The organism is Kitasatospora sp. NPDC059795 (assembly GCF_042732175.1).
GTDB lineage: Bacteria > Actinomycetota > Actinomycetes > Streptomycetales > Streptomycetaceae > Kitasatospora.
In genome coordinates this window covers 37,437-64,322 of record NZ_JBHWID010000014.1, presented here as the reverse complement: position 1 = coordinate 64,322, position 26,886 = coordinate 37,437, and the positions used below count along the sequence as shown (strand labels likewise).

Genomic DNA, 26,886 nt, shown 5'->3' with positions numbered 1-26,886 from the left:
CCAGGTGTCTGAACAACATCATCAGCAGCCGAAGGGCAGGGCGGGTCGAAATGGCAGAGCTGAGTCGCAGGAAGTTCATGGCGCTGTCGGCGAGTGCGGCGGCCGGTGCGGCGGTGGCCGGGTCGGTGGTCGGGGGCGGCGCGGCCCCGGCCGTCGCGGCGCCGGCGGGCACCACGGGGACGATCACGGACGCGAAGCACGTGGTGATCCTGATGCAGGAGAACCGGAGCTTCGACCACTACTTCGGGACGCTCAAGGGCGTGCGCGGCTTCGCGGACCGCTCGGCGATCCAGATATCCGGCGGCTACAGCGTGTTCAACCAGCCGAACCTGCTGGGACGCCAGTACCCGTGGCAGTTCAGCGCCACCAAGCCGGCCGGCGGCGCGGACCCGGAGCGCCTCGCGCAGTGCAACGGCGACCTCTCGCACGCCTGGTCGGACCAGCACCGGGCGTGGAACAGCGGCAAGTTGGACTCCTGGGTGGCGGCCAAGGGCAACGTCCGCACGCTCGGGTACCTGACCAGGTCGGACATCCCGTTCCACTTCGCACTGGCCGACAACTGGACGGTCTGCGACGCCTACCACTGCTCGGTGCTGTCGGCGACCGGCCCCAACCGCACCTACCACTGGTCCGGCCAGATCGACCCGTCGGGCGCGGCGGGCGGCCCGGCCTACGACGGCGGCGACGAGTCGGGCCTGCGCTGGCAGACCTACGCGGAGGCGCTGGAGAACGCGGGGGTGAGCTGGAAGGTCTACCAGAACGCGTCCGACAACTACGGCGACAACGCCTTGGCGTACTTCACCCAGTTCTCCTCGGCCCCGGCGGGCAGCGCGCTCGCCGTGAAGGGCATGGGCTCCGTCCCCAAGGCCACCAACCGGACGCCGGACGACATCGTGGCGGCGATCCGCGCGGACGTGGTGGCGGGCACGCTGCCGCAGGTGTCGTGGATCGTGCCGGACCAGGCGTCCTCGGAGCACCCGTACGCCACGCCCGCCGACGGCGCGCACTTCGTGCACAACGTCATGGACGCGCTGAACGCGAACCCGGACGTCTTCAACTCCTCGATCCTGTTCGTCAACTACGACGAGAACGACGGCTTCTTCGACCACGTCCCGCCGCCGGCCGCGCCCGCCGGAACCGCCGGGGAGTTCTACAGCGGCGTCAACATCGGCCTCGGCTTCCGCGTCCCGATGCTCGCCGTCTCGCCGTGGAGCCGGGGCGGGTGGGTGTCCTCGGAGACCTTCGACCACACCTCGGTGCTGCGCTTCCTGGAGAAGTGGACGGCCGCCCAGGGCAAGCCCGCGACCTGCGTGAACATCTCGGCATGGCGGCGGAAGGTGTGCGGCGACCTGACCGGACTGTTCGACTTCGCCAACCCGGTGTACGGGATGCCCGCACTGCCCGACACCTCGGGCACCATCGGCCTGGCCGCCTGCGGCCCGCTGCCGAACCCGGCGCCCGTCAACAACCAGCTGCCCGCGCAGGAGGCCGGCACCCGTCCGGCGCGTGCCCTGCCGTACCAGCCGGTGGCGAACCTGGACCACCTGGAGTTCGGCTCCGGCGGCGTGACCAAGGTCTGGATCGCGATGTCCAACCAGGGCACCGCCACCAGCCACTTCGCGGCCTACGCCAACGCCTACCGCTCCGGCGGCCCCTGGCAGTACACCGTGGACGCGGGCGCGGCGACCAGCGACTTCTTCAACTGCGGCACCGGCTACGGCTCCGGCAAGTACGACCTGACGGTGATCGGCCCCAACCGCTTCCTGCGCCGCTTCACCGGCGACACCACCGCCGCCGGCCGGAACGCCGCCGTCACCGCGACGTACGCGCCCGCGCCCGACACCGGCAGGCTCGCGATCTGGTTCCAACTCGCCAACACCGGCACCGCGCCGGTGACGTTCACCATCACCTCCACCAACTACCGCACCGACGGCCCCTGGAGCTACCAGGTCCCCGCCGGAGGCAGCGTCAGCGACTGGTTCAACGCGGCCGCCTACACCAACGGCTGGTACGACTTCACCGTGACGGTCAGCGGCGACGCCGCCTGGTCGCAGCGCTTCACCGGCCACCTGGAGACCGGCGCCGCCTCGATCTCCGGCTGACCGCCCGGCGCCCCGCGTGCGGGCCGGGTGCGGCGGAGACGTCGCGCACGGCCCGGCGCCGGGGTGCCGGCGGACGGACAGGCCCCGGGCGGTTCGACGCGGCCCCGGCCGTCACACCGCCCGGTCGTCGCCGTAGTAGGCCAGCGTCATCAGCCGCCGCAGGTCCCGCAGCATCGGCAGCCGCGGATTGGCCGGCGCGCACTGGTCCTCGAACGCGTTCATCGCCTGCTGCTCCAGGCCCGCCAGGAACGCCGCCTCGTCCACCCCCGCCTCCTTGAACGAGCGGGGGATGCCGACCCGCTCGCGCAGCTCCTCCACCGCGAGGGCCAGCGACTCCACGCCCTGCTCGGCGGAGTCGGCGGGCAGACCCAGGGTGCGGGCGATCTGCCGGTAGCGCTCCGGGGCCACGTAGCTGCGGTACTTCGGCCAGCTGCTCACCCGGGCCGGGGCCGAGCCGTTCCAGCGGATCACGTGCGGCAGCAGCAGCGCGTTCGCCCGCCCGTGCGGCACGTGGAAGGTCGCGCCCAGGGTGTGCGCCATCGCGTGCACCGCGCCCAGGAACGCCGAGCCGAACGCCATGCCCGCGATCGTCCCCGCGTTGTGCATCCGCTCCCGCGCCACCGGGTCGGCCGGGCCGTCGTGCACCGCCGCGGGCAGGTTCTCGAAGACCAGCCGGACGCCCTGAAGCGCCAGCCCGTCGGTGAAGTCGTTGGCGTACACCGACACGTACGTCTCCACGCAGTGCGTCAGCGCGTCGAAACCGGAGTCCGCCGTCACCGCCGCCGGCAGGTCGCCGGTCAGCGCCGGGTCCACGATCGCCACCGTCGGGGTCAGCGCGTAGTCCGCCAGCGGGTACCGCCGGCCGGTCTCCGGGTCGGTGACCACCGCGAACGGGGTGACCTCGCTGCCGGAGCCCGAGGTGGTCGGCACGCACACCAGCCGCGCCTTCTCGCCCAGGTCGGGGAAGGTGAAGGCGCGCTTGCGGATGTCGAAGAACTTCTCCGTCAGGTCCGCGAACTCCACCCCCGGGTGCTCGTACAGCAGCCACATCACCTTCGCCGCGTCCATCGGCCCGGTGCCGCCCAGCGCCACCACGGTGTCCGGCCGGAACTCGCGCAGCAGCTCCGCGCCCCGCTCCACCGTCGCCACGCTCGGCTCCGGCTCCACCGAGTCCACCACCCGCACCTCCACCGGCTCCGCCCGCCGGCGCAGCACCTCCCGGACCCGCTCCAGGTGGCCGACCTCCACCATCGCCCGGTCGGTGACCACCACCACCCGGCGGGCGCCGTGCAGGTCCGCCAGGTACCGGAGCGAGCCGCGCTCGAAGAAGATCTTCGGCGGGACCTTGAACCACTGCATGTTGGTGTTGCGCCGCCCGATCCGCCGCACGCCGATCAGATGCGGCGCCGAGACGTTCCCCGACACCGCGGGCAGGAAGGCGTTGTACACGTCGCCGATGCCGCCGTGCGAACCCGGCGCGTTCCAGACGATCCGGCCCGCCCGCACCCCCGCGCCGAACTCCTCCGCGAACGCCGCGTCCTCGGTGTGCACCACCGCCGACTGCCCCGGACCGCGCAGCTCCACCAGCTCCGCCGCCAGACGGACGCCCTGCGCCCGCGACCGGACCCGCAGCACCGCCAGCACCGGGCAGGGCTTCGGCCCGGTCAGCGGGCCGACCCCGTCGACCTCCGCCAGGAGCACCGAGGTGTCCTCCGGTACCTCGAAGCCCGCCGCCCGCGCCACCTCCGCCGCCGACCGGCCGACCAGCTCCACCCTCAAGTCGCCTTCACTGTCGAACAGTTGCTGCTCCAGCAGGGCCGTCTCGGCGGGGTCCGCCAGGTGCGCCCGCAAGGTCCGGAACTCCGCCAGCGCCGCCTCGTACACCTCCTCGTCCAGGATCACCGCCTGCTCGGCGGCGCAGACCATCCCGTTGTCGAAGGACTTCGACAGCACGATGTCGTTCACCGCGCGCCGCAGGTCCGCGGTCCGCTCCAGGTACGCCGGCACCGTGCCCGCGACCGCCCCCAGGGCCGGCTTCCCGCACGAGTACGCCGCCCGCACCAGCCGGTCCGCGCCCGTGACGAGGATCGTCGCCACCCCGTCGTGCCGCATCAGCGCGTCCGTCGCCGCCGCCGACGGGGCGTCGATCCACTGCACGCAGTGCGCCGGGGCGCCCGCCGCGATCGCCGCGTCCCGCACGGCCCGGGCCGCCTCCGCCGAACAGCGCTGCGCCGACGGGTGGAACGCGAACACGATCGGATTGCGGGTCTTCAACGCGATCAGCGCCTTGAAGACGGTGGTCGAGGTCGGGTCGGTCGCCGGGGTCAGCGCCGCCAGCACGCCCACCGGCTCGGCGATCTCCACGATCCCCTCGATGTCGTCCCGGGCGATCACCCCGACCGTCCGCATCCCCGCCAGCGAGTGCGTGACGTGCTCGCAGGCGAGGACGTTCTTCACCGCCTTGTCCTCGAACACTCCGCGCCCGGTCTCCTCGACGGCCAGCGCCGCCAGCCGGGTGTGCGCGGCCAGCGCGGCCAGCGCGGCCTTCTTCACGATCCGGTCCACCCGCTCCTGGGTGAGACCCGCGTACTCCCGCAGGGCCTTGTGCCCGTTGCGGACCAGGGCGTCGACGGCGTCGGTGCTCCCGTCGGGGGACGGCTGACCGGACATGGCGCGCTCACCTCTCAAGCTGCGGCCGCGGGGCGGCTGACCCCCTCAGCCTCGGGCGGCAGGCCGGGCGGCGGCCACGCCCGCCCACCGCGATCGGCCCCCGGGCGGACGCCTTCTCCCTTGCCGCGCACGGCAGTTCGGCCCCGACCCCGACGCGGCGGCGGCCTGCGCCGGGCGGGTGAGCCGGGGCCGTCCGGGTGCGACCCCGCAGGGCCGGTGCGAGGGTGGTCGGAGCCCACTGTCCACGCCCTCCCGGCACACCGGGCGGCGTACCGTGAGAAGTGGGGCAGCGACAGCAGGGGGGACGCCCACCCGAGGAGGAGACATGGGCATCTTCGACAGGTTCCGCAACCACCCCGCCGAGCCCGCGGCCGACCCCGCCGAGCGGGCCGCCCTCGCCCACGACGAGGCCGCCGACGCCTTCGGCGACCGCGCGGAACGCGCCCGCGACGAAGCGGAGCGCCGCGTCCGGCAGGAACGCGAGGACCGACAGGCAGCCGAGAACATGACGGCCGAGGGAGACCCCTGGGGCTGACCGCGACAGCGAACGCCGGCGCCCGCCCGGGTGCCGGCGTTCGCCCTGGGCCTTTCGGTCCTCAGGCCCGCGGCGGCAGCGGCGGGCGGCGGAGGTTCGGGCGGCCGATGGTGGGGGGCGGAGGCGCGGCGGCGGGGGTGTGGGTCAGCAGGTCGAGGGCGAGGGTGACGGCCGCGGCGAGGTCGGTGTGCTCGCCGCGCGCCCAGTCGCGGGGGGTGCGGACGACCTCGATGTCGGGGGAGACGCCGCGGTTCTCGACCGAGAAGCCGACGCCGCCGGTGAACCAGGACGCGTTCTTCGGGACGGAGATCTGGCTGCCGTCGCCGAGCGCGTGCCGGCCGGTCATGCCGACCACGCCGCCCCAGGTGCGGGTGCCGACCACCGGGCCGATGTCGAGGGCCTTGATCGCGCTGATGATGACGTCGCCGTCGGAGCTGGTGGCGTGGTCGGCGAGCGCGACCACCGGGCCGCGCGGCGCGTCCCGGGGCCAGCGGACGGGCTGCCGGCCGCGGGTGAAGTCCCAGGCCAGGACCCGGCGGCGGAGCTTCTCCAGGACCAGTTCGGAGACGTTGCCGCCGGCGTTGCCGCGGACGTCCAGCACCAGGGCCGGGCGGGCGAGTTCGGAGCGCAGGTCGCGGTTGAACTGCGCCCAGCCGGAGCCGCCGAGGTCCGGGATGTGCAGGTAGCCGCACACGCCGTTGCTGAACTCCCGTACCAGGTGCCGGCGTTTGGCCACCCAGTCCTGGTAGCGGATGGGCCGCTCGTCGGTCAGCGGGGTGACGGCGATCCGGCGCACCCGCTCGCCGTGGCGGACCGTCAGCTCCACCGTGGTGCCGCCCGTCCCGGCGAGCAGCGGCGTGGGACCGCGCACCGGGTCCGGCGGGCGGCCGTCCACGGCGAGCAGCTCGTCGCCGTCGTGCAGGCCGTAACCGGCAAGCGGCGCACGGGCCTTGGGGTCGGAGGACTCGCCGGGCAGGATCCGGTCGACCAGCCAGCGGCCGTCCGGGTCGCGGTGCGCGTTGGCGCCGAGCAGGCCCAGCGGCTGCTGGGCGATCGCCGGGCCCTCGCCGCGCCGCGCCGGGGTGACGTAGGCGTGCGAGGTGCCGAGCTCGCCGAGCAGCTCGCGCAGCAGGTCCGCGAAGTCGTCCGGGGAGGCCACCCGTTCCAGCAACGGGGCGTACTGGTCGGTGAGTTCGGGCCAGTCGAGGCCGCACATGCCCGGGTCCCAGAACTGGTCGGCGACGATCCGGGCGGCCTCGAAGTAGGACTGCCGCCACTCGGCGGCCGGATGCACGGTGTGGGTGATCCGGCGCAGGTCCACGGCGAGCGGCGCGGTCGGCGCGGACAGCAGGTACAGCTTGAGCGCCCCGCCCGAGAACACCGACACCGCCGAGCCGTCCGCCGACACCGCGAAACCGTCCAACTGCTCGACCAGCGTGCTGCGGCGGCCCCGGGCCAGGTCGAAGAACTCCAGCGCCGGGCGGCCCGAGGTGTCCTCCGGATTGGCGAAGGTCTGGCCGAGCGCGCCCGAGATCGGCCAGCGCAGCCACACCACGCCGCCGCGCACCGCCGCCGTCGCCGAATACTTGGACGCGATCACCGGGAACGGCACCAGCCGCTTGCTCAGCCCCTCCTCGTCCACCTGCACCGTGCCGTCGCCGGTGGCCTCCTCCGGGTCCAGACCGACCGGCGGACGGCCCTCCGCCGGGGAGGCGAACGGCGACGGGGTGTCGGCGGCCAGCGGCACCAGGTACGGGCGGCAGCCCAGCGGGAACGACAGGTCGCCGGTGTGCACGTCGTGCACCGGGTCGAAGCCCCGCCAGGACAGGAACACCAGGAACCGGCCGTCCCGGGTGAACACCGGATGCTCGTCCTCGAACCGGCCGCCGGTGACGTCGATCGCCCGCTCCGGCCGGTCCACCCGGGCCAGCCGCACGGCGCGCAGCGACCGGCCCGCGACCGGCTGCGACCAGGTCAGCCACTGCGAGTCCGGGGAGAACGACGGGCTGGAGACCGGCCCGTACCGGGACGCGACGACCTCCGTGACGCCGCCCTCGGCGGTGTCCACCAGCAGCAGCCGGCCGTCCGAGCAGGCCACCGCCAGCCGGCTGCCGTCCGGGGCGGCGGACAGCTCCTGCACCCGGCCGATCAGGCCCGCCGCGATCCGGCGGTGCGGGGCCGGGTCGCTCTTGCCCGGCAGGTGCGCCAACTCGATCGCGTCCTCGCCCTCCGCGTCGGTCACCCAGGCGGCCCGGCCGCCCCAGCCGAGCACCAGCGGCAGCCGGCAGCGCACCCCCGGGGTGTCGGCCAGCACCCGGGCCGGGCCGTCCCGGTGGGTCAGCCAGTACAGCGAACCGCGCACGTTGATCACCCCGGCCCGGCCGGTGGCGTCGCAGGCCAGATCCTTGACGTTGTTCGCCGCGCCCACCTGGTACGGGCGACGGCCCGCCCGGGCGCCGCCGAGCGGCACCTCCAGGCGGCGCGGGGCCGGCGCGTCCAGCGAATCCAGCAGCCACAGGTCGCCCGCGTGCTGGTAGACGATCCGGGCGCCGTCGGTGGCGGCCTCCCGCGCGTAGTACGTCGCATGGTCGGTGTGCCGTCGCAGATCGGTGCCGTCCGGACGCACCGAGTACACGTTGCCCACGCCCTCGTGGTCGGACAGGAACGCCACCCGGGTGCCCGCCGGGGTCTCCACCGGCATCGGCGCGGCCAGGTGGCCCGGCAGGTCCGGCAGCAGCAGGTCGTGGTCCACCCAGAGCCGACCGGTCGCGCCGCCCCGGTAGCGCTTCCAGAACGCCGGCTCGTGCGGCGCCGCGTCCGTCAGCAGCACCGTGTGCCCCGCCCCCATCTGCGCGTCCGCCACCGGCCCCCACGGCATCCGCCGCCCCGGCGCGCCGTCCGGCGGCAGCTCCCACGCCCACGTGTAGTGCGCGAACGGCTCGTGGTACGAGGTGACGGCCAGCACCTCCCCGTTCGGCAGCCACCCCCGCACCCGGGTGTCCTGGCTGCCCCAGAACGTCAGCCGGGTGGCCGCGCCGCCCGCCACCGGCGCGGTGAACACCTCCGGCGTCAGCGCGAACCAGCTGGTCCACGCCAGCACCGTGCCGTCCGGCGACAGCCGGGGGTGGCTCACCCTGGTCCGGTCCGCACTGACCCGCCACGCCCGCCCGACCGCGCCGTCCGCGGCGAGCGGCGCGACCCAGACGTCGTCCTCGGCGGTGAAGGCGAGCAGACCGTCGCGTACATGGGGGAAACGCAGATATCCGGGCACCACTCCATGGTTCGACCCCGCGCCGGGGGCCGCAACGCGGGCGGGTCCGGGTGCGTCTCCGTCGACTGATCGGTCGTCAAGGAGCGAGGGTAGCCGGTGCATTGACAGGGGCGGGCCGAGCCGGTTCAGTGGTCTAGTCCAACTCCCAGGGTGCGTGCCGGTGCGGCGGCATGCCCCGGGCCGGAAACCCCACAGTCCGGCGGGCGGGAGGCGGACGTTCCCCCACACAGAGGCAGGAGCATCCCCACATGCGCACTCCCCGAAGGAAGCGGCTGCTCGCCGCCGGAACGGCCTGGGCCGTGGCCGCCGCGGGCGCCGTAGCGATCAGCTTCGGACTGGCCGGGTCGGCCTCGGCCGGCGAATTCCTCGTCAACGGCGGCCTGGAGACCGGCACGCTCAACCCCTGGACCTGTTCCGGCAGCACCGGCAGCGTCGTCACCGGCCACGCCCACAGCGGCACCTACGCACTGGCCGGCGCCGCCTCCGCCACCGACACCGCCCAGTGCACCCAGACCGTCGCCGTGGCCCCCAACACCACGTACACGCTCAGCGCCTGGGTCAACGGCTCGTACACCTACCTCGGCGTCAACGGCGGCGCCTCCACCTGGACGCCCGGCACCGGCGGCGCCTACCAGAAGCTCTCCGTCAGCTTCACCACCACCGCCACCCAGACCAGCGCCACCGTCTTCACCCACGGCTGGTACGGGCAGGGCACCTACTACGCGGACGACGTCTCCCTGGACGGGCCGGGCGCGCCGAGCTCCTCTCCCTCGGTGCCGAACTCGCCGAGCCCGTCGGTCTCGGCGTCGGCCTCCGCGTCCGCCTCGCCTTCTGCCTCGGCTTCGGCTTCTCCTTCCGCTTCGGCCAGTCCGTCCGGCTCGCCGAGCACGCCGCCGCCGGCCGGGAGCCACGCGCTGGTCGGGTACCTGCACGCGAGCTTCGCCAACGGGGCCGGGTACCTGAAGATGTCCGACGTGCCCGACAGCTGGGACATCATCGACCTCGCCTTCGGTGAGCCGGACTCCATCACCTCCGGCAACATCCACTTCAACCGGTGCCCCGTCGCGCAGTGCCCCGGCGTGGAGTCCGACGCCGACTTCAAGGCGGCCATCGCCGCCAAGCAGGCCAAGGGCAAGAAGGTCCTGCTGTCGATCGGCGGCCAGAACGGCGAGGTGCAGCTCACCACCACCGCCGCCCGGGACGCCTTCGTCTCCTCGGTCTCCGCGATCATCGACAAGTGGGGCCTGGACGGCCTCGACATCGACTTCGAGGGTCACTCGCTGTCGCTCAACACCGGCGACAACGACTTCAAGAACCCGACCACGCCAGTGATCACCAACCTGATCTCGGCCGTGAAGAGCCTGAAGGCCAAGTACGGGGCGAACTTCCAGCTGACCATGGCGCCGGAGACCTTCTTCGTCCAACTCGGCTACCAGTACTACGGATCGGGCCCCTGGGGCGGCCAGGACCCGCGCGCCGGGGCCTTCCTGCCGGTCATCCACGGCCTGCGCGACGACCTGACGCTGCTTCACGTCCAGGACTACAACTCGGGCTCGATCATGGGCCTCGACAACCAGTACCACAACATGGGCGGCGCGGACTTCCACATCGCCATGACCGACATGCTCCTCGCGGGCTTCCCGGTGGCCGGCAACACCGCCAACATGTTCCCGCCCCTCAAGCCCTCCCAGGTCGCCATCGGCATGCCCGCCAACACCTACGCGGGCAACGGCTACGTCGCCCCGGCCGTCGTCAACCAGGCCCTCGACTGCCTCACCAAGGGCACCGGCTGCGGCTCCTACACCCCGCGCGCCGGCAAGCAGCCGAACCTGCGCGGGCTGATGACCTGGTCGATCAACTGGGACAACTACAACGGGAACGAGTTCTCGAAGAACTTCCACAACTACTTCGGGTAGCAGCCGAGGCACCCCTGGGTTCGCCCCCCCTCGCAGTTCCCCGCCCCCGGTGGCACTCGGACCGGTTTCGTACCCGGTCGCCGGGGGCGGGGTGGGTGAATAGCCTGGGGGGAGGAGGTGGTGGTGATGCTGGGAGATGCGCCGTTGTGTGCGGTGATTCCGGTGACCGACCTCGGGCAGGCGAAGACCTACTACCGGGACACGCTGGGGCTGGAGCTGGTGCAGGAGACGGCGGAGGAGGCGGTGTTCCGGTGTGGGGGCGGTGAGTTCTCGATGTACCGGACGCCGTACGGCGGGCAGGCCGGGCACACGTTGGCCAGCTGGAAGGTCGCCGACCTGGATGCCGAGATGACCGAACTGCGCGGTCGTGGCGTGGTGTTCGAGGAGTACGACCTGCCGGGGCTGAAGACCCTGGACGGTGTCGCCGAGAACGACGGCATGCGGGCCGCGTGGTTCAAGGACCTGGACGGCAACGTGCTGTGCGTGAACGAGCGGCGTGCGAAGTAAGAGAAGTCATAGAGGAGAAGAACGCCGAAGGCCCCTCGCGAGTGCGAGGGGCCTTCGGTTGTCTGTGCGCCGCCAGGGACTCGAACCCCGGACCCGCTGATTAAGAGTCAGCTGCTCTAACCAACTGAGCTAGCGGCGCGTGCTGACGGAGAGAACATTACCTGGTCAGCGCCGGAAACACACAATCGGTCCGGTTGGGGTGGGAACGTATGCTGAAGCGGCCCGTCCGCTTCAGCCGAGAGGATCCCTCGTGGGCCAGCTGTCACTGCTCTTCCTGGTGCTGCTCGCCTCAGTGGTGACGATGCCGCTGGCCCGGAAGACCCGGATCCCGCAACCGGTGCTGATGACGATGGTCGGCCTGGTGTTCGCGCTGGTGCCGCAGATTCCGAACGTGGAGATCGACCCGGAGTTCATCCTGCCGCTGGTGCTGCCGCCGCTGATCTTCGCGGTCGCCCGGCGCTCCTCGGTGCGGTACTTCAAGGCCAACATCCGGTCGATCCTGCTGCTCGCCGTCGCGCTGGTGATCGTCACGACCACCGCCGTCGCGGGCGTCTTCTCGTGGCTGGTGCCGGCGGCGCCCCTCGCGGCGGCGGTCGCGCTCGGCGCGCTGGTCTCGCCGCCCGACCCGGTGGCGGCCGTCGCGGTGGCGGGCGAGGTCGGGCTGCCGCGACGGCTGGTCGCGGTGCTGGAGAGCGAGGGCCTGTTCAACGACGTCACCGCGATCGTCGTGTACTCGCTGGCGATCGAGGCGGTGGTCGACGGCGACCTCTCGGTGGGGCACGCGCTGCTGCGGTTCCTGCTGTCGGCGGTGGTCGCGGTGGCGGTCGGCATCGGTCTGGGCTGGGCCAACGCCAAGCTGGCCGGGCGGCTGGAGGACCCGACCCAGCAGGTGGCGCTGAACCTGCTGGTGCCGTTCGCGGCGTACACGCTGGCCGAGGAGCTGCACGGTTCGGGCGTCCTGGCCGTGGTGGTCTGCGCGCTGTACCTCGCCGACCGGGCCTCGGACGCCGACGAGGTCTCGTTCCGGCTGGTCGGCAACGCGTTCTGGGAGATCGTCGAGACGCTGATCACCGGCGTCGCGTTCGGCCTGATCGGCCTGGAGCTGTCCACCGTCCTGCGGGACGTCAAGGACACCTGGCACACCATGCTCGGCGACACCGCGATCGTGATCGCCGTGGTGGTGCTGGTCCGGTTGCTGTGGCTGCTGCCCGCCGCCTGGCTGTCGAAGCGGGTCAGCAACGGCGAGGAGGACACCCCGATCAGCTGGCGGGAGACCGTGGTGCTGTGGTGGTCCGGGATGCGCGGTGTCGCCACCGTCGCGCTGGCCCTCGGCATCCCGCTCACCCTGCACAGCGGCGTGGACTTCCCGGCCCGCAGCGAGATCATCTTTATCGCCTTCAGCGTCGTGCTGTTCACCCTGGTGGTGCAGGGCCTGACGCTGCCGTACGTGGTGAAGCTGCTCGGCCTGGACAGCGACCACGACGCCCACGAGCAGGCCGTCCGCGACCTGTGGTGGCGGGCCGCGAAGGCCGGGCTGCACCGGCTGTCCGAGCTGGAGGAGGAGGACCAGCTGCCGCCGGAGATCACCGAGCGCCTGCGCGAGCGCCAGCACGACCGGCTGGCCCGGCTCTGCCCGGACCGGTACGAGGAGGAAGAGGCGATGGAGGCGAAGCGCCGCGGCAAGAAGTGGCGGCAGGCGTTCGCGGTCGAGCAGGAGATGATCGCCGCGTCCCGCCGCGAGGTGCTGATCGCGCGCGGCGAGGCCGGCGCCGACCCCGAGATCGCGGACCGCGTGCTGCGGGCGCTCGACCTCCAGTCGGCCAGGAAGTGACGGTCCGTCGACCGCGGGGCGAATGTCCCGGCCGGGTGGCCGGCAGGGAATAGGGTTGGGCCGGGCAAGGCCGGCGACGGTGCCGGCTCGCGCACCGTACCCGCCGGCCCCAGCGCCACCCTCCCGCCGGAACCAGCCGGTATCTGCACCCGCATGACGCAAGGAGCAACCGATGTCGGACAACACCGCCAACGGCCGGACCCCGCTGGACCGCACTCCGCAGTGGGCCGCGCTGGGGAAGCACCGGGCCGAGCTCGGCGACCAGCACCTGCGCGAGCTGTTCGCCGCCGACCCCGACCGGGGCACCCGCTACACCCTCCAGGTCGGCGACCTGTTCGTCGACTACTCGAAGCACCTGATCACCGACCGCACCCTCGACCTGCTGCGTGAACTCGCCGCCGCCACCGGCGTCGCCGAGTTGCGCGACGCCATGTTCCGCGGCGAGAAGATCAACACCACCGAGGGCCGCGCCGTCCTGCACACCGCGCTGCGCGCCCCGCGCGAGGCGGTCGTCGAGGTCGACGGGGAGAACGTCGTCCCCGCCGTGCACGCCGTCCTCGACAAGATGGCCGACTTCTCCGAGCGGGTGCGCTCCGGCGTCTGGACCGGCCACACCGGCAAGCGGATCCGCAACGTCGTCAACATCGGCATCGGCGGCTCCGACCTCGGCCCCGCGATGGCCTACGAGGTGCTGCGCTCCTACACCGACCGCGGCCTGACGGTCCGTTTCGTCTCCAACGTGGACGGCGCCGACCTGCACGAGGCGGTGCGCGACCTGGACGCCGCCGAGACGCTGTTCATCGTCGCCTCGAAGACCTTCACCACCATCGAGACCATCACCAACGCCGTCGTCGCCCGCAGTTGGCTGCTGGAGCAGCTCGGCGCGGGCGAGGAGGCCGTCGCCAAGCACTTCGTGGCGCTGTCCACCAATGCGCAGGGCGTCGCCGACTTCGGCATCGACACCGCCAACATGTTCGAGTTCTGGGACTGGGTGGGCGGCCGCTACTCGTACGACTCGGCGATCGGCCTGTCGCTGATGATCGCGATCGGCTCCGAGCGCTTCCAGGAGATGCTGGCCGGTTTCCGCCTGGTCGACGAGCACTTCCGGACCGCGCCCGCCGAGCAGAACGTCCCGCTGCTGCTGGGCCTGCTCGGGGTCTGGTACGGCGCGTTCTTCGACGCCCAGGCGCACGCCGTGCTGCCGTACTCGCACTACCTGTCGAAGTTCACCGCGTACCTCCAGCAGCTCGACATGGAGTCGAACGGCAAGTCGGTGGACCGCGACGGCCGCCCCGTCGGCTGGCAGACCGGCCCCGTGGTGTGGGGCACCCCCGGCACCAACGGGCAGCACGCGTACTACCAGCTGCTGCACCAGGGCACCAAGATGATCCCCGCCGACTTCCTCGGCTTCGCCCGCCCCGTCGACGACCTGCCGGCCGGCCTGGTCGCCCAGCACGACCTGTTGATGGCCAACTTCTTCGCGCAGACCCAGGCGCTGGCGTTCGGCAAGACCGCCGAGGAGGTCGCGGCCGAGGGCGTGCCCGCCGAGCTGGTCCCGCACAAGACCTTCCGCGGCAACCACCCGACCACCACCATCCTGGCCGACGAGCTCACCCCGCACGTGCTCGGCCAGCTGATCGCCCTCTACGAGCACAAGGTGTTCGTCCAGGGCGCGATCTGGAACATCGACTCCTTCGACCAGTGGGGCGTCGAACTCGGCAAGGTCCTCGCCAAGAAGATCGAGCCGGTGCTGCTGACCGGCGAGGGCGGCGAGGCGCTGGACGCCTCCACCGCCGCCCTGGTCGGCCGCTACCGCGAGCTGCGCGGCCGCAAGTAGGCACGGACGGCCGAGGGCCCCGGGGGAACGCCGCGTTCCCCCGGGGCCCTCGTCGTGTTCAAGCGATGCGCGCCAGCAGGGAGTCCGCGTGCGCGCCGATGAGTGCGCGGGCCAGCTCCGGGTCCGGGACGGCGAGGGCGTCGGCGAGCGCCCGGTGCTCGGCGTGGTCCTCGTCGGCGTGCGCGCGCGTCGCGGTGGCGGCGGCGGAGATGCGTGTCTGACGGTCCCACAGGGTCTCGTACAGCGAGGTCAGGACGGGGTTGCCGGCCGCCCGCAGCAGCGTCAGGTGGAAGTGCCGGCCGGCCTCCACCGGGTGCGGGTCGCGGTGCTCGCAGGCCGCGTGCAGCTCGGCGGCGACTGCCGTCAGGGCGTCCGGGCCGCGTTCGGCGAGGGCGTCCACGGCGGCACGCTCGAACAGCACCCGGGCGGCCAGCACGTTGCGGGCCTCGCCCGGCGCGATCGGGACGACCTGCGCGCCGCGCTTGGGGTACAGCCGCAGGAAACCCTCCGACTGCAGGCGCAGGAACGCCTCCCGGACGGGGGTGCGGGACAGGCCCAACTCGATCGCGACCACGCCCTCGGAGAGCAGCGTGCCGCCCGGCCAGGAGCCGTCGAGCAGCCGGGTGCGGACGTGGTGGTAGGCCCGTTCGGCGGTCGACTCGGCGTGCGCGGCGGCGGGGGCAGGCTCGGTGTGCGCGGCGGCGGGGGTGGGCTGGTCGTCGGTCACCACGCCATTCTGCCACGGCGTCCCGTCTTGCATCCATGCTTGCATCTATGATGGCGGGCATGCCTCCGAACGCCCCCCGAACCGCCCTGTTCGTGACCTGCCTGGGCGACACCCTGTTCCCCGGCACCGGCCGCGCCGCCGTCACCCTGCTGCGCCGCCTCGGCGTCGAGGTCGACTTCCCGCCCGGCCAGAGCTGCTGCGGGCAGATGCACTTCAACACCGGCTACCGCAAGGAGACCGCCAAGCTCGCCCGGCACTTCGTGGACACCTTCGGCGACTACGAGGAGATCGTGGTGCCCTCGGCGTCCTGCGCCGGAATGCCCGCCGAGGCCTACCCCCTGGTCGCCGCCGACGACCCCGGCCTGGCCCGCGCCGTCGCCGACATCTCGCCCCGCGTCGTCGAGTTGACCGAGTACCTGACCGACCGGCTGGGCGTCACCGAGGTCGGCGCGTACTTCCCGCACCGGGTCACCTACCACCCGACCTGCCACAGCCTGCGCGCCACCGGGCTGGGGGAGCGGCCCTACCGGCTGCTGCGCGCCGTGCAGGGCATCGACTTCGTCGAACTGCCCGCCCAGGACGAGTGCTGCGGCTTCGGCGGCACCTTCTCGGTGAAGAACCCCGCGGTCTCCGGCGCGATGAACGGCGACAAGGCCCGGCACGTACGGGAGACCGGGGCGACCGTGCTGGCCGCCGTCGACAACTCCTGCCTGATGAACATCGGCGGCCGGCTCACCAGGGACGGCGACCCGGTGCGCACCCTGCACCTGGCGGAGATCCTGGCCCGGACCGAACAGGACGGGCCGCTGCCCGGCGTCCCCGTGGTGGAGCGTGTGCGATGACGAGGTCGTTCCTGGGCTGGCCCGCGTTCCCCGAGGCCGCCGAACGCGAGGTCGGCAACCGGCAGTTGAGGGAGAACGTGCGCCGCGCCACGCACACCATCCGGGGCAAGCGGGCGGTGCTGGCCGCCGAGCGCCCCGACTGGGAGGCGCTGCGGGACACCGCCGCCGCGATCAAGGACCAGGTGCTGTCCCGCCTGGAGGAGTACCTGCTCCAGGTCGAGGAGAAGGTCACCGCCGCCGGCGGCACCGTCCACTGGGCCCGCGACGCCGCCGAGGCCAACCGGATCGTCACCGACCTGGTCCGCGCCACCGGCGAGACCGAGATCGTCAAGGTCAAGTCGATGCTCACCGAGGAGATCGGCCTCGACGCCGCCCTCGAAGCCGCCGGCATCAACGCCCGCGAGACCGACCTCGCCGCCACCATCGTCCAACTCGGCGACGACCTGCCCTCGCACGTCGTGGTGCCCGCGCTGCACCGCAACCGCAGCGAGATCCGCGACATCTTCGTCCGCGAGATGGGCCGGCACGGCCGGCCCGCGCCCGAAGGCCTCACCGACGACCCCGCCGAACTCGCCGAAGCCGCCCGGCTGCACCTGCGGGAGAAGTTCCTCGGCGCGAAGGTCGCCGTCTCCGGGGCCAACTTCCTGGTCGCCGAGACCGGCACCCTGGTCGTCGTCGAATCCGAGGGCAACGGCCGGATGTGCCTGACCCTCGCCGACACCCTGATCTCCGTCGTCGGCATCGAGAAGACCGTCCCCCGCTGGCAGGACCTGGAAGTCTTCCTGCAACTGCTCGCCCGCAACGCCACCGGCGAACGGATGGCCCCCTACACCTCCACCTGGACCGGCACCACGGACGGCGACGGCCCGGCGGCCTTCCACCTCGTCCTCGTCGACAACGGCCGCACCCGCGCCCTCGCCGACCCCGTCGGCCGGCAGGCCCTGCGCTGCATCCGCTGCGGCGCCTGCATGAACATCTGCCCCGTGTACGAGCGCACCGGCGGCCACGCCTACGGCTCCGTCTACCCCGGGCCGATCGGCGCCATCCTCAACCCGCTGCTCAAGGGCCTCGACGACCCGCAGACCGCGTCCCTGCCGTACGCCTCCACGCTGTGCGGCGCCTGCAACGACGTCTGCCCGGTGCGGATCCGCTTCACCGACGTCCTGCTCGACCTGCGCGCCCAGGTCGCCGACGGCGGACAGCACCCCGTCGAACGCGCCGCGCTGGGCGCCGTCGGCAGCGTGATGGCCCACCAGGCCGCCTGGAAGGCCGCGGTGAAGGGCATCGGAGTCGTCGGCCCGCTGCTGCTGCCCCGCAAGATCCGACTGCCCGGACCGCTCGGCGGCTGGACCGACAGCCGCGCCCTGCCCGACATCCCCCGCGAGTCCTTCCGCAGCTGGTGGAAGCGGACCGAAGGAGCCACCGAATGACCGACGCCCGCACCGAGATCCTCCGCCGGATCCGCGCCGCCGCCGTTCCGCCCGCCCCCGAACCGCCCCGGCGCCACCTGCGGCACGCCCCCGGCCTCGACGAGCACGACCGGCCCGCCGTCCTCGCGCTGTTCACCGAACGGCTGGAGGAGTACGGCGCCACCGTGCTGCACGCCGAGCACGCCGGCCCGGCCGTGGCGGAGGCACTCGCCGGCGCCCGCAGCGTGGTCGCGCCCGCCGGGCTCCCCGACGGCTGGACCTCGGGCTGGGACGGCGAAGTGCGGTTCGACGCACCGCCCCTGACGAACGACCGGCTCGACGCCACCGACGCCGTCCTGACCACCTGCGCCGCCGCCGTTGCCGAATCGGGCACCCTCGTCCTCGACGGCGGACCCGGCCAGGGCCGACGCGCCGCCACCCTGCTGCCCGACCTGCACGTGTGCGTGGTCCGCGCCGAACAGGTGCACTCCGCGCTGCCCGGCGCGCTCGCCGTGCTCGACCCCGCCCGCCCGCTCACCTTCGTCAGCGGGCCGTCCGCCACCGCCGACATCGAGATGATCCGGGTCAAGGGCGTCCACGGACCACGCCGACTCGTGGTGGTCCTGCTGCCCTGATCAGCCCTCCGCCGGGGGCGGCACCGTCGAAGCGGACGGCGGTGGCATCGAAGCGGACGGTGGTGCCATCGAAGCGGACGGCGGCGCCGGACGCGGCTCCGGGCCGTGCTGCGCCGTGTACACCAGCCCGAACCCCAGGCCGGCCACCAGTGTCACCGCCCCCGTCCACGTGAACACCCGCCGCAGCCGCCGCTGGATCCCCTCGCGCCGATGGGCGCGCAACGCGGCCGCCTCGGCCTCGGCGAGCTCGGCGTCGAGCCAGGCGGCCCAGTCGGAATGCAGGTCGTCGGACGCCATGACCGGGACATTAGCAGCCCTTTACGCGCACCCGGCCCGGCCTCGGCAACCTGCGGCGGGAACGACGAAGGCCCCCCGCTCGCGCGGAGGGCCTTCGACTGTCTGTGCGCCGCCAGGGACTCGAACCCCGGACCCGCTGATTAAGAGTCAGCTGCTCTAACCAACTGAGCTAGCGGCGCTTGCTGACGTGGAAGACTTTAGCAGCGGCCGGGGCCGGAGCCCAAATCCGTTTCCGGCCGGAGCGCCGCATGCCGGGCACCCGGGGTTCAGCAGGGGTTCGGCAGCAGGTCGCCGGACTCGTGCGGGGCCCGGGCGCGGGCGGCGCGGACGGCGGCCCAGAGGATCACGGAGGCGCCCGGCAGCCAGGGCTCGCGGGTGTCGGGCGCGACGATCCAACGGCCGCCGGCGGTGTCGGCGGAGTCCATGGCCCGCTGGACCGGGGGGACGGTCACCGCGTCGCCGATGCCGTGGCAGAGCAGTGGCGGGACGTCCCGCGCCCACTCCTCCCAGGCCAGCAGGGTGCGCAGCCGGGCCGCCGTGCCGGGCTGCACGAACAGCAGGGTGCGGCCGCGGAAGGCCGCCACCGGGCCGCAGCCCGGGCCGGACGCCCACAGCTCGTCGAGCACCCGGCGGCCGAACACCGCGGGCATGCTGATCACGTCGAAGACCCGGCCGCACGGGAGGACGGCGGGCGCCCACGGACGGGCCTCCCACAGTGCGCGCATGCTGCTCGGGTACTCGCTGGCGGAGGCCAGCCACGCCTCTCCGGCGACGCTGACGTACTCGACGGCCTGATAGGTCCAGATGTCCACCCGCCCAGCGTGGACCGGCCGCGCGCGGGCCCGCGGCGAAACCCGCGTTCACCGGACACCGGCGGCGGTCAGGGCGTACCATCGCCCGCCGCATATGCCAGCGGCCTGGTGGCCTCCGGGTGCCGCCTACTCCTCGGGAAGGCGACGCTGCAGCGTACGGCCGTACTCGACCATCTTCAGCGCGTAGTCGGGCGTCCATTCGGCGCGCTCGGCGATCTGCTCGGCCGACAGCGCGTCGAAGCGGCGCGGATCGGCGAGCTGGGCCGCCGCGATCGCCTGGAAGTCCGTGGCCCGCTCCGCCGCGGCGCGGAACGCCAACGCCAACTCGGTGGAACGCGACAGCAGTCGAGACGGGTCGGCGATCGACTCCAGGTCGAAGAAACGCTCCGGCTCGGGCTCCGTGCCCTCCGGTTCGAAGATCAACTGGGCCGGGCGGATCCGACGCCCCCGATCGCCAGGCCCCGGCACGGCCGGTACGGCAGCCGGAGACGGCGCACCGCTCTGGTCGGACGCCTGCGGGTGCGAGTCGGGCATGGCGGGGCACCTCCGGGGGTGGTGAAGGGGAAGACGGCCGCCGTCCATTGTCGCGCGCCGACCGCAGGTAGCGGAACGGTGCGCCCCCGGCTGCTATTCCCCACCACCGGCGCACGCCGCCCTACGCGCGCGGGGGCGCATCAGGACAGGCGCACCCGGTGCTCCGACAGGTGCGCCAGCACCGCGTGGTTCGCCTCCCAGCCGTCCGGGAACTTCACCGCCACCCCCAGCTGCACCGGCTCCGTCGACGGATGCTCGTCCAACAGCTCCGCGATGCCCGCCCGCGCCACCACGATGCACGCATGCCGGTGCCGCGACGCCAGCACGCACAGCCGGCCCGTCTCCAGATGGAACGCCGTCGCATCCGGACGCCCCGACAACGGATGCAGCACCACCGTCACGTCGTACTCCCGGCCCTGCAAGCGGTTCGCGGTGTCCACCGTCACCGCCTCGCCCAGCGCCGGATCCACCGGCACCCCCAGCCGCGCCAGCTCCGCCCGCACCGCCGCCGCCTGGTCCCGGTGCGCCGTCCCCACCGCCACCCGGCCCGCCGTCAACGGCGCCGAACCCTGCTCCGAGACCGCCGTCAACTCCCGGTCCAGCAGCCGCCGCACCGTCTGCGCCACCGCCGCCACCGCCTGCGCGTCCGTCCGCACCGTGTGCCGGGCCGGCAGCTCCAGCAACGCCCAACCGCTCTCCGCGGCCTCGTCGATCGCCGCGTCCACCGCCGAACCGTCCGCCCGCACCCCCGGACGCAGCGTCCGCTCACCCGGGCCGGTGCCCGAACGGAACGGCGTGTACGGGTAGAACGCCGAGGAGATCAACGGCGCCGCCGACGCCGGCAGCCGCCACGACACCGGCAACCGGTGCGGCCGGATCGCCGGATTGTGCGCCAGCAGCGTCACCACCGCCGAACTCGACGGGTCGTACGACAGACCCGCCCACTGGTCCGTGCCCACCACCGTGAACGGGTCCAACTGCCCCGGATCACCGACGAACAGCGCCCGCTCGAACAGCCGGGCCACCGCCAGCAGCGCGTCCGACCGCATCTGGTACGCCTCGTCGACGATCGCCTGCCGCCACGGCTGCTCGGCCTTCACCCATTGCCACTTCGCCGCCGTGGAGATCACCACGTCCTGCTCCAGCAGGTCCGCGACCTTGTCCTTCGCCGTGACGTTCGCATGCCGCAACGCCTCCGGCGCCGGCTTCGCATCGCTCGCGTGCAGCCGGCCGATCGACATCTCCGGGGCCTTCGACGCCAACCGGTCCACCAGGTCGTCCACCTGGCTGTTGGTCTGCGCGACGATCATCAGCCGCTCGCCCGCATCCACCAGCTCCCGGGCCGCCCGCACCACCAGCGTCGACTTGCCCGCGCCCGGCGGCGAATCCACCACCACCCCGCGCGGCGCACCCGGACGCGGCCGCACCACCGCGTCCAGGATCCCCGCCACGGCCCGGTCCGCCGCCTCGCCCGGCGGCAACGCGCCCGCAGCGTCCAGGGGGTTGGTCACCAGCTCTCCAGAGAAACTCATCCGCACGTCATTCCCACTCGTCCGCACCGGCCGGTGAATCCTCGCCGACCACCGGCGGACCGCCGTGCGTCCACGGAGTGTCCGCCGGCTCCGGCAACGGCGCCGACTGGCGCGGCGCCAACTCGAACAGCGTGAACACCACCCGGCTGCCCACCTCCGGCACACTGCCCGGCTCCGGATCCTTCCGCCGACCCATCCCCGACAGCAGCCGCACCACCACCTCGCCCGACTCCGCCGACACGATCTCCGCCCGCTGGGCCGGCTCCGCGTGCGCCCGGTACACCTCCCGGCCAGGATCCGCGTGCGGACGGTCGCCCGTCCGCACCACCAGCAGCGGACGCGGCTTCGGCGAACGGCCCGCCGACCACTCCGGCACCACGTCCACCACCTCGCCGGCGAACGCCTCGCCCGCCAGACGGCGCTCCGCCATCGCCAACGGGTCGTCCAGCGCCTCCTGGATCTCCAGCTTCGCCTGCTCCCGCTCGCGCTGCGCCAGCTTGCGGGCCGCCGTCACCGCGTCGTCCCGGCGCGGCTGCGGCGGCTCGCCCGCCGCCACCCGGTCCCGGTGCATGGTGAACGACCAGCGGTCGCCCTCCCAGCGGTCCGGCAGATGATCCGCCGGCGGCAGCTCGCGCAGCAGATCCAGGCCGTGCCACACGTCGTGCCAGGTCGGCAGCGCCGCCGCCAGCAGCACCCGGGCCAACTCCGCCCGCGCCCGCTCGACCAGCCCCGCCGCCCGCTCCGCCTCCGCCGTGTCCCGCGAGCCCTCGGCCCGCACCCGCACCGCGACCGCCGCGTCGTACCGCAGGATCGCCGGCGCCAGCACCCGCTCGTCGAACTTCGGATCCGTCGACGGACCGGCCGGCGGATGCACCAGCAGGCCCTCCGCGTCGCGCGCCGACTCCACCCACTCCGCCGCCACCGCCCCCGTCGCCGGCGGCTCCAGACCCGACGGCGACAGGTGCCAGGCCAGCCGGGCCGCCAGATGCTGGTCCTCCAGGTTCGACTGCCCGGTCGCCCAGTGCCGCGCCAACAGACCCGTCATCGACAGCAGCATCGACGAACCCGGCACCTGCGCCCGGTCCGTCAGATGCGTCAACCACCGCCCCAGCAACGGCACCTGCGTCGGCGCCGGGTACTCGCCCGGATCCGGATCCTCCGCCGTACGACGGAACCGGGTGGAACGGCCCAGCAGCGCCAGATGCGCCACCCCCGCCGCGTTCGGCACCACCAGCTGCGGCGCGTCCGCGCACAACTCCCGCACCACCGGCAGCTTCTCGCCGCTCACCGGGTCCTTCTCCGAACCCTCCAGCAGCTCCACCTGCTCGCCGAACGACTCCAGGTACGGCACCACGTCCGCCGCCATCGCCGCCAGGAACTCCGAACGCTGCGTACGGTTCAGCGGCTGCGGCACCAGATGCAGCCGCGGCGCGTCCCGGTCCGTGCCCAGCAGCACCGCCAGCGGCGCACCTGCTTCACCCGCCGCCGCCAACGGCACCAGCACCATCGGGCGGTCCGACAGATGACGGTGCCGCACCGTCGCCAACGGCTCCGCCCGCTGACCGCGCACCGCCTCCAGCCGCGCCAACGTGGACAGCAGACTCACCGCACGCCCCCGGCCGCCAACGCCTCCGCCCGCAGCCGCGCCGCGTACGCCAACCGCTCGGACGCCTCGTCCAGGCCCAACTCCGCCAGCAGCGCCGGCTCCACCCCCGGCTCGGCGCCGCGCCCGGCCGCCGCCAACGCCGCCTCCACCGTGCGCAGCGAACCCAGCTCCCCGCGCACCCCGCGACCCAACTGCTCCACCGCGCCCGCACACCGGGCCTGCGCCCGGCAGTGGAACCCCAGCTCGCAGGTCGAGATGCACTCCGGACCGTACGCCGCCGGCACCGCCTCCACCGCCCGCGTCAACTCCTCGACCGGACGGGTCGGCGCGCCCGAGTCGTCCCGCGCCAGGTCGAACGTCACGCCCTCCGGCAGCGCCGCGAGCAACTGCTCCACCTTGGTCATCCGGGACAACTGCCGCCGAGTGGTGGACAGTTCGCGCCGCACATCGACCGGCATCGCGACCGGGCGGTTCGAGAAGTCCTTCGGGCAGACCAGCAGCACCGTCAACTCCGGCGCGCCCGGCAGGTCCTGCTCCGCGTACGGATCGGCGGACGGCTCGCGCCCCGCCGCCCGGGCCGCCGCCTGCTGCAACGCCAGCACGTACACCGCGGCCTGCCAGGCCGCCGCGCCGACCTTCGCCGGATCGGCCGAACCGTCCAGCACCGGAAAGGACTTGATCTCCACCACGGTGCACCGGCCGCCGTGCACCACCAGCGCGTCCGGCTCCAGGTACGCCGGGCTGCCCGCCACCTCCAGGCGCAGCATCGGACGGTCCAGCAGCGTCCACGCCGACGGATCGGCGGCCGCCTCGGCCAGCGCCGCCGACGTCCGCTCCGTGCGCATCGCCGGCGACAGCGACGGCAGCAGATCCGGCACCGCCAACGAGGCCACCTCGTCCTCCGGCACCCCCAGCAGCCGGCGCAGCGGCTCCATCAGCACCGCGTAGCCGTCCCGCTTCAACCGGGACTCGAACTGCAGGCCGCGGCGGATCGCGAACGGCGACTGGCCGAACGGCGCAGGTCGGCCCAGACGGTCGGCCAACGCGGTCTTGTCCACCCCCGCGGCGTCCAGCAGCGCGCGGCGGCGGCATCCGGGATTGGCGGCGAGAGCGGCAAGGGCCCGGGCGTCGAGACTGCGCTGCGGCGCGGCACCGCGCAGCTCGGAGAGCCGCCGCAGCGAAGGGGAAGCCTGCCCCAAGTGCGAGACGTTCATGGTGCGGCCCAGTCTCGCATCCGACGCCGACAAAGCGGAGCCCGCCGCTCGATCCGGCGACCACGGTGGGGGATCATGGGCCGGTGGTCCGCGACGGAGCGGCCCGTGCACCGCAGTCCTCGAAGACTCTCGGGACACCTTCCGGGACACCCTTCGAGCCCCTTCGAAACCCTTCGAACGAGGTAGCCCCCCATGCCCGCCCGTATCGTGCTGGTCCGCCACGGCGAGACCGACTGGTCGGCCACCGGCCGGCACACCGGCCGCACCGACATCCCGCTCACCGACGAAGGCCGCGCCATGGCCCGCGCCCTCGGCGAACGCCTCGGCCGCGCCCCCTGGAACGGCCTGCCCGACGCGACCGTCTACACCAGCCCGCTCTCCCGCGCCCGCGAGACCGCCGAACTCGCCGGCTTCGGCGACCGCGCCGTCGAGCGCCCCGAACTGCTGGAGTGGGACTACGGCCAGTACGAAGGCCGCACCGGCGCCGACATCCGCGCCACCGACCGGCCCGGCTGGCTGATCTGGCGCGACGGCGTGCCCGGCGGCGAGAAGCTCTCCGAGGTGGCCGCCCGGGTCGACGCCTTCCTCGCCGAACTCAACGAACGGCACGGCGTCCCCGACGCCGACACCACCACCATGCACTGCGCCGACTGCGACATCGTGCTGTTCGCCCACGGCCACCTGCTGCGCATCCTCACCGCCCGCTGGCTGGGCCTCGCCCCCGAGTACGCGCAGCGCTTCAAGCTCGGCACCGCCGCGCTCTCCGTGCTGTCCTGGGAGTACGGACTGCCCGCTGTCGAGATCTGGAACGACCACAGCCACCTCGAACAGGCGTAGGCCCTGCCCGTGGTGGCGGAGGGTCAGGCTGCGACCGTGCCGTCGTAGCCCTCCAGGAACTCCCGCACCTCCGCCACGGAGGAGTGCCCGCGCAGACGGTCCGCGGTGTGCGCCAGCATGCCGCGGATCCGCGCCGAACGGACCTGGCCGAACATCGCCACCGCCTCCGAGCCCTGCAGTGCCGCGCCCGCCAGATCGCCCCGGCCCAGCCGGTCGTGCGCCAACTCGGCAAGGTACAGCGCCCGGTTGCGGACGAAGTGCGGCAGCTGGAGCTCCACCGCCTGCTCGGCCCGGGTGCTCGCCAGCTTCCAGTCGCCGAGCGCCGACCAGCACTGCGCCTCCTGACCGGCCAGCTCCGCCTCCCCGAAGAAGGACATCCACTCCGGATCGGCGTCCCCCGGCCCCCGGTCGAACAGCGTGTACGCCCGCTTCAACGCCTGCCGGCAGGCCCCCCGGTCGCCGAGCAGGGCCCAGCCGTTGGCCTCGCGCAGCGCCAGCAGCGACTTCAGCCGGTCCGAGCCCAGCCCCACCGCGGCGGCCTGCCCGGCCTGGGCGGCCCGCAGCGCCTCCCGGGGGTGGCCGGCCTCCCGCGCCAGGAAGGAGCTGTTGCTGAACACGTGCGCCTCCAGGCCCGCGTCCTGCGCCATCCGGGCCGTCGCCAGCGCCTCCGAGTAGAACGACCTGGCGTCCAGCATCCGGTTCGAGTCGTGCGCCAACCAGCCGACCGAGATGGCGAGTTCGCCCGCGCCGCACTGCAGGCGGCGCTCGGTGGCGGCGTTGTACTGGCCGTCGTTGAGCAGCACGTAGGCGCTGCGCAGCGACTGGCCGGCCAGCTCGAACAGGTTGTCCGCGCCGTGCACGTCGTCCAGCAGCCGGATGTTCCGGACCGCCTCCTCGACGCCGCGCACCTCGGCGGTGCCGACCCGGTGGCGCTCCGGGACCAGCGGGTCGGCGGGCAGTGGGTCGGCGGGCAGTGGCGGGGCCGCGGACGGGGGTGCAGCGGCGGGCAGGCGATCCACGCCGAGCGCGGCCGCCACCGCGGCGGGGGCACCGTTCAGGAACGTACGGCGAAGCACGTCGCTCTCCTCGTCAGACCGATGCGACCGGTCCGGCGGGCCCGCCGGGGTGGCGGGCCGGGCGGCCGGATGGATGGGTTGGTGCGTGGATGTGCTCGTGGTGGGGCGGGCGGCCGACTGCTCGACGGCCGTTTCTGCGGTCTCTGCCCTTGCCGGTTCTGCGTGCGTCGGTGCGGTCGGGGCGGTGTTCGGCGCGGCCTTCGGCGCGCGGGGGACCGCCTTGCGGCGGGCGAACCCGAGGTCCGTCATCGACTTGGTCGGCCACATGTGCCGGAACACCCGCTGGTAGGCGTAGTTGGGGCAGCGGATCTCGCCGGACTCCACCCGGCCGATGTAGCGCGCGTCGCACGACACGTGCTCGCCGATCTCCCGGGCGGCGCGGCGGACCAGCGTGGCGAACTCCCTCGGTGAGAGGTCGCCGCGCAGTTCCCGCATCGCCTGGTTGGGGACGTACGCCGGACGGGGCTCGCCGATCCGCGTGGCTGCCATGCTGAACTCCGAGGTCGTACCGGCGCGGTCGCGACGGCCTCGGGGGGAGGGCCGCCGCGTCGCCACGACAGTACCCGCAGTTACTCGGCGTACACGGCGAGTTGTCGGGCGAGGGTGGGTCAATTCTGGACAATACGGACGCAGTTGCCGCGTTCCGCCATGAAATGCCATGGCTTGCCGTGTCGGAGGCCGTGGCCTGGACGGGTG

20 protein-coding genes and 2 tRNA genes are annotated in these 26,886 nt (G+C 73.4%); 10 read left to right on the top strand and 12 right to left on the bottom strand.

All coding sequences use genetic code 11. The annotated features are described in order from the left end of the window. Nucleotides 1-50: 50 nt before the first annotated feature. A complete protein-coding gene (locus ACFV4P_RS26105; protein WP_380475040.1) occupies nt 51-2,102 on the top strand; it encodes a phosphocholine-specific phospholipase C in 2,052 nt (683 codons plus the stop codon). Nucleotides 2,103-2,213: 111 nt separating this feature from the next. On the opposite strand, the gene adhE is transcribed toward ACFV4P_RS26105, so the two are convergent. Next, a complete protein-coding gene (gene adhE / locus ACFV4P_RS26100) occupies nt 2,214-4,772 on the bottom strand; it encodes a bifunctional acetaldehyde-CoA/alcohol dehydrogenase (protein ID WP_380475038.1) in 2,559 nt (852 codons plus the stop codon). A 325-nt stretch (nt 4,773-5,097) separates the two neighbouring features. On the opposite strand from adhE, the gene ACFV4P_RS26095 reads away from it, so the two are divergent. Next, nucleotides 5,098-5,307, top strand: a complete 210-nt coding sequence (locus ACFV4P_RS26095) for a hypothetical protein (protein WP_073815222.1) — start codon at nt 5,098-5,100, stop codon at nt 5,305-5,307. A gap of 61 nt (nt 5,308-5,368) precedes the next feature. Here the strand turns inward: ACFV4P_RS26095 and ACFV4P_RS26090 are convergent, their stop codons facing one another. After that, nucleotides 5,369-8,581 (bottom strand): S41 family peptidase, encoded by a 3,213-nt coding sequence (locus tag ACFV4P_RS26090; protein WP_380475036.1) that lies wholly within the window; start codon nt 8,579-8,581, stop codon nt 5,369-5,371. 245 nt (nt 8,582-8,826) lie between these two features. Between ACFV4P_RS26090 and ACFV4P_RS26085 the strand changes: the two genes are divergently transcribed. Together ACFV4P_RS26085 and ACFV4P_RS26080 are read left to right on the top strand one after the other, a co-directional pair. After that, a complete protein-coding gene (locus ACFV4P_RS26085) occupies nt 8,827-10,494 on the top strand; it encodes a chitinase (RefSeq protein ID WP_380475034.1) in 1,668 nt (555 codons plus the stop codon). A gap of 126 nt (nt 10,495-10,620) precedes the next feature. After that, complete coding sequence (locus ACFV4P_RS26080; RefSeq protein WP_380475032.1) at nt 10,621-11,001, top strand: VOC family protein; 381 nt, start codon at nt 10,621-10,623, stop codon at nt 10,999-11,001. A 65-nt stretch (nt 11,002-11,066) separates the two neighbouring features. Here the strand turns inward: ACFV4P_RS26080 and ACFV4P_RS26075 are convergent. Then, nucleotides 11,067-11,140 (bottom strand) — tRNA-Lys (locus ACFV4P_RS26075). A 111-nt stretch (nt 11,141-11,251) separates the two neighbouring features. Here ACFV4P_RS26075 and ACFV4P_RS26070 point away from each other — a divergent pair. Then, on the top strand, nt 11,252-12,832 hold the full coding sequence (locus tag ACFV4P_RS26070; protein ID WP_380475030.1) for a Na+/H+ antiporter: 1,581 nt from the start codon (nt 11,252-11,254) through the stop codon (nt 12,830-12,832). A 172-nt stretch (nt 12,833-13,004) separates the two neighbouring features. Continuing rightward, entirely contained in the window at nt 13,005-14,669 is a 1,665-nt protein-coding gene (gene pgi / locus ACFV4P_RS26065; RefSeq protein WP_380475028.1) for a glucose-6-phosphate isomerase, read from the top strand. A gap of 58 nt (nt 14,670-14,727) precedes the next feature. On the opposite strand, the gene ACFV4P_RS26060 is transcribed toward pgi, so the two are convergent. Further along, entirely contained in the window at nt 14,728-15,396 is a 669-nt protein-coding gene (locus tag ACFV4P_RS26060; protein WP_380475026.1) for a GntR family transcriptional regulator, read from the bottom strand. Nucleotides 15,397-15,455: 59 nt separating this feature from the next. Here ACFV4P_RS26060 and ACFV4P_RS26055 point away from each other — a divergent pair, with 59 nt between their 5' ends. Genes ACFV4P_RS26055 through ACFV4P_RS26045 form a run of 3 tightly spaced genes read left to right on the top strand, consistent with a single transcriptional unit; the run spans nt 15,456 to nt 18,282 of the window. Next, entirely contained in the window at nt 15,456-16,238 is a 783-nt protein-coding gene (locus ACFV4P_RS26055; protein WP_380475024.1) for a (Fe-S)-binding protein, read from the top strand. Further along, nucleotides 16,235-17,668 carry a lactate utilization protein B gene (locus tag ACFV4P_RS26050; protein WP_380475022.1) on the top strand — a complete coding sequence of 478 codons (1,434 nt, stop codon included), beginning with the start codon at nt 16,235-16,237 and terminating at the stop codon, nt 17,666-17,668. The genes ACFV4P_RS26055 and ACFV4P_RS26050 overlap by 4 nt, the downstream gene beginning before the upstream one ends. Next, nucleotides 17,665-18,282 carry a lactate utilization protein C gene (locus ACFV4P_RS26045; RefSeq protein ID WP_380475020.1) on the top strand — a complete coding sequence of 206 codons (618 nt, stop codon included), beginning with the start codon at nt 17,665-17,667 and terminating at the stop codon, nt 18,280-18,282. Before ACFV4P_RS26050 ends, ACFV4P_RS26045 begins: the two co-directional genes overlap by 4 nt. Here the strand turns inward: ACFV4P_RS26045 and ACFV4P_RS26040 are convergent, their stop codons facing one another. The 7 genes from ACFV4P_RS26040 to ACFV4P_RS26010 form a co-directional block, all read right to left on the bottom strand. Then, on the bottom strand, nt 18,283-18,579 hold the full coding sequence (locus tag ACFV4P_RS26040; protein ID WP_380475018.1) for a hypothetical protein: 297 nt from the start codon (nt 18,577-18,579) through the stop codon (nt 18,283-18,285). Between the two features lie 105 nt (nt 18,580-18,684). Beyond that, a tRNA-Lys gene (locus ACFV4P_RS26035) sits at nt 18,685-18,758 on the bottom strand. Nucleotides 18,759-18,845: 87 nt separating this feature from the next. Continuing rightward, nucleotides 18,846-19,391 carry a bifunctional DNA primase/polymerase gene (locus ACFV4P_RS26030; protein WP_380475016.1) on the bottom strand — a complete coding sequence of 182 codons (546 nt, stop codon included), beginning with the start codon at nt 19,389-19,391 and terminating at the stop codon, nt 18,846-18,848. A gap of 126 nt (nt 19,392-19,517) precedes the next feature. Then, a complete protein-coding gene (locus ACFV4P_RS26025) occupies nt 19,518-19,925 on the bottom strand; it encodes a hypothetical protein (protein ID WP_241844552.1) in 408 nt (135 codons plus the stop codon). Nucleotides 19,926-20,065: 140 nt separating this feature from the next. Then, a complete protein-coding gene (locus ACFV4P_RS26020; RefSeq protein ID WP_380475014.1) occupies nt 20,066-21,457 on the bottom strand; it encodes an AAA domain-containing protein in 1,392 nt (463 codons plus the stop codon). Nucleotides 21,458-21,464: 7 nt separating this feature from the next. Then, the gene (locus tag ACFV4P_RS26015; RefSeq protein ID WP_380475012.1) at nt 21,465-23,063 is read right to left on the bottom strand and encodes a hypothetical protein; all 1,599 of its coding nucleotides are present in this window, start codon (nt 23,061-23,063) and stop codon (nt 21,465-21,467) included. Continuing rightward, nucleotides 23,060-24,277, bottom strand: coding sequence for a hypothetical protein (locus ACFV4P_RS26010; RefSeq protein WP_380475010.1), 1,218 nt, complete (start codon nt 24,275-24,277; stop codon nt 23,060-23,062). The genes ACFV4P_RS26015 and ACFV4P_RS26010 overlap by 4 nt, the downstream gene beginning before the upstream one ends. 192 nt (nt 24,278-24,469) lie before the next feature. On the opposite strand from ACFV4P_RS26010, the gene ACFV4P_RS26005 reads away from it, so the two are divergent. Continuing rightward, nucleotides 24,470-25,114, top strand: a complete 645-nt coding sequence (locus ACFV4P_RS26005; RefSeq protein WP_073815198.1) for a histidine phosphatase family protein — start codon at nt 24,470-24,472, stop codon at nt 25,112-25,114. 23 nt (nt 25,115-25,137) lie between these two features. On the opposite strand, the gene ACFV4P_RS26000 is transcribed toward ACFV4P_RS26005, so the two are convergent. Continuing rightward, the gene (locus ACFV4P_RS26000; protein WP_380475008.1) at nt 25,138-26,679 is read right to left on the bottom strand and encodes a tetratricopeptide repeat protein; all 1,542 of its coding nucleotides are present in this window, start codon (nt 26,677-26,679) and stop codon (nt 25,138-25,140) included. Nucleotides 26,680-26,886 lie beyond the last annotated feature (207 nt).

Bases quoted from the DNA above. Each gene is read 5' to 3' on its own strand.
- ACFV4P_RS26105 (WP_380475040.1), top strand. From the start codon at position 51: ATGGCAGAGCTGAGTCGCAGGAAGTTCATGGCGCTGTCGGCGAGTGCG.
- adhE (WP_380475038.1), bottom strand. From the start codon at position 4,772: ATGTCCGGTCAGCCGTCCCCCGACGGGAGCACCGACGCCGTCGACGCC.
- ACFV4P_RS26095 (WP_073815222.1), top strand. From the start codon at position 5,098: ATGGGCATCTTCGACAGGTTCCGCAACCACCCCGCCGAGCCCGCGGCC.
- ACFV4P_RS26085 (WP_380475034.1), top strand. From the start codon at position 8,827: ATGCGCACTCCCCGAAGGAAGCGGCTGCTCGCCGCCGGAACGGCCTGG.
- ACFV4P_RS26080 (WP_380475032.1), top strand. From the start codon at position 10,621: ATGCTGGGAGATGCGCCGTTGTGTGCGGTGATTCCGGTGACCGACCTC.
- pgi (WP_380475028.1), top strand. From the start codon at position 13,005: ATGTCGGACAACACCGCCAACGGCCGGACCCCGCTGGACCGCACTCCG.
- ACFV4P_RS26055 (WP_380475024.1), top strand. From the start codon at position 15,456: ATGCCTCCGAACGCCCCCCGAACCGCCCTGTTCGTGACCTGCCTGGGC.
- ACFV4P_RS26050 (WP_380475022.1), top strand. From the start codon at position 16,235: ATGACGAGGTCGTTCCTGGGCTGGCCCGCGTTCCCCGAGGCCGCCGAA.
- ACFV4P_RS26045 (WP_380475020.1), top strand. From the start codon at position 17,665: ATGACCGACGCCCGCACCGAGATCCTCCGCCGGATCCGCGCCGCCGCC.
- ACFV4P_RS26040 (WP_380475018.1), bottom strand. From the start codon at position 18,579: ATGGCGTCCGACGACCTGCATTCCGACTGGGCCGCCTGGCTCGACGCC.
- ACFV4P_RS26025 (WP_241844552.1), bottom strand. From the start codon at position 19,925: ATGCCCGACTCGCACCCGCAGGCGTCCGACCAGAGCGGTGCGCCGTCT.
- ACFV4P_RS26020 (WP_380475014.1), bottom strand. From the start codon at position 21,457: ATGAGTTTCTCTGGAGAGCTGGTGACCAACCCCCTGGACGCTGCGGGC.
- ACFV4P_RS26010 (WP_380475010.1), bottom strand. From the start codon at position 24,277: ATGAACGTCTCGCACTTGGGGCAGGCTTCCCCTTCGCTGCGGCGGCTC.
- ACFV4P_RS26005 (WP_073815198.1), top strand. From the start codon at position 24,470: ATGCCCGCCCGTATCGTGCTGGTCCGCCACGGCGAGACCGACTGGTCG.
- ACFV4P_RS26000 (WP_380475008.1), bottom strand. From the start codon at position 26,679: ATGGCAGCCACGCGGATCGGCGAGCCCCGTCCGGCGTACGTCCCCAAC.